We start from the raw sequence: 2,141 nt of genomic DNA, 5'->3' as shown, positions 1-2,141 counted from the left end.
TCAAAGTACATGATTATTTTGCTTTATTTTAAAGGTGGTGTCTAACAGACAACATAAAAAAAAGAAGACTATTTTTAACAATAGTTAAAACTGGTCAGTATTGAACAAAACATTTTACAATGGAGAGTTTGATCCTGGCTCAGGATGAACGCTAGCGGCAGGCCTAATACATGCAAGTCGAACGATATTTTCCAGCTTGCTGGAAGAGAAAGTGGCGCACGGGTGCGTAACGCGTATGCAACCTACCTTTATCAGGGGGATAGCCCGGAGAAATCCGGATTAATACCGCATAATATCATTTTATAGCATTATAATATGATCAAACATTTATGGGATAAAGATGGGCATGCGTGTCATTAGCTAGTTGGCGGGGTAACGGCCCACCAAGGCGACGATGACTAGGGGATCTGAGAGGATGGCCCCCCACACTGGTACTGAGACACGGACCAGACTCCTACGGGAGGCAGCAGTAAGGAATATTGGTCAATGGAGGCAACTCTGAACCAGCCATGCCGCGTGCAGGAAGACTGCCCTATGGGTTGTAAACTGCTTTTATCCGGGAATAAACCTACTTACGTGTAAGTAGCTGAATGTACCGGAAGAATAAGGATCGGCTAACTCCGTGCCAGCAGCCGCGGTAATACGGAGGATCCAAGCGTTATCCGGATTTATTGGGTTTAAAGGGTGCGTAGGCGGCCTGTTAAGTCAGGGGTGAAAGACGGTAGCTCAACTATCGCAGTGCCCTTGATACTGATGGGCTTGAATGGACTAGAGGTAGGCGGAATGAGACAAGTAGCGGTGAAATGCATAGATATGTCTCAGAACACCGATTGCGAAGGCAGCTTACTATGGTCTTATTGACGCTGAGGCACGAAAGCGTGGGGATCAAACAGGATTAGATACCCTGGTAGTCCACGCCCTAAACGATGAACACTCGCTGTTGGCGATACACAGTCAGCGGCTAAGCGAAAGCGTTAAGTGTTCCACCTGGGGAGTACGCCCGCAAGGGTGAAACTCAAAGGAATTGACGGGGGCCCGCACAAGCGGAGGAGCATGTGGTTTAATTCGATGATACGCGAGGAACCTTACCCGGGCTTGAAAGTTAGTGAATGATTTAGAGATAGATCAGTCCGCAAGGACACGAAACTAGGTGCTGCATGGCTGTCGTCAGCTCGTGCCGTGAGGTGTTGGGTTAAGTCCCGCAACGAGCGCAACCCCTATGTTTAGTTGCCAGCATGTAATGATGGGGACTCTAAACAGACTGCCTGTGCAAACAGAGAGGAAGGAGGGGACGACGTCAAGTCATCATGGCCCTTACGTCCGGGGCTACACACGTGCTACAATGGATGGTACAGAGGGCAGCTAGCCGGCAACGGTATGCGAATCTCACAAAGCCATTCACAGTTCGGATTGGGGTCTGCAACTCGACCCCATGAAGTTGGATTCGCTAGTAATCGCGTATCAGCAATGACGCGGTGAATACGTTCCCGGGCCTTGTACACACCGCCCGTCAAGCCATGGAAGCTGGGGGTACCTAAAGTATGTAACCGCAAGGAGCGTCCTAGGGTAAAACCGGTAACTGGGGCTAAGTCGTAACAAGGTAGCCGTACCGGAAGGTGCGGCTGGAATACCTCCTTTCTGGAGTAGCACCGCCTACCCGCAACGCAACATGATATTTCTAAATAAGGTAGAAGTTTAAAGCATAAAGACTAAAGCTGTAAGGCATGTCTAGATACTTGATACTGAATACTTTAAAACACAAGAAAAAACAAGAAACACCCAGAAGAAAACGGTGGGCATACTAAAAAGGTATAGCGCAACGGACTAATGAAGGGGAAGCCAAAAAGGGGAGCAGTAGCGGTAAGATACTATATACTGCGACATAAAAGCTTACCCAATAATAAAGTCCCGTAGCTCAGCCTGGTTAGAGCACTACACTGATAATGTAGGGGTCTCCAGTTCAAATCTGGACGGGACTACCATTGAAAGTTTACAATTGGCGGTTAACGGTTAACAGTTATGATAACTGAAAACTAAGGACTGCAAACTGATAACTACACTCTGGGGGATTAGCTCAGCTGGCTAGAGCGCCTGCCTTGCACGCAGGAGGTCAACGGTTCGACTCCGTTATTCTCCACATT

General features: G+C 48.2%; 2 tRNA genes and 1 rRNA gene. All 3 read left to right on the top strand.

From position 1 onward, the window contains the following. Positions 1 to 116: 116 nt before the first annotated feature. The 3 genes from ABD769_RS24850 to ABD769_RS24840 all read left to right on the top strand — a co-directional run bounded on the left by ABD769_RS24850 (position 117) and on the right by ABD769_RS24840 (position 2,137). A 16S ribosomal RNA gene (locus ABD769_RS24850) occupies positions 117 to 1,638 on the top strand. A gap of 266 nt (positions 1,639 to 1,904) precedes the next feature. Then, positions 1,905 to 1,982: transfer RNA gene (locus tag ABD769_RS24845), tRNA-Ile, on the top strand. Positions 1,983 to 2,063: 81 nt separating this feature from the next. After that, a tRNA-Ala gene (locus ABD769_RS24840) sits at positions 2,064 to 2,137 on the top strand. The last annotated feature ends 4 nt before the right edge of the window (positions 2,138 to 2,141 follow it).

It is taken from the genome of Pedobacter jeongneungensis (assembly GCF_039538295.1).
Taxonomy (GTDB): domain Bacteria; phylum Bacteroidota; class Bacteroidia; order Sphingobacteriales; family Sphingobacteriaceae; genus Pedobacter; species Pedobacter jeongneungensis.
The sequence above is the reverse complement of the archived record's forward strand: the minus strand, read 5'-3'. Positions and strand labels throughout refer to the sequence as shown.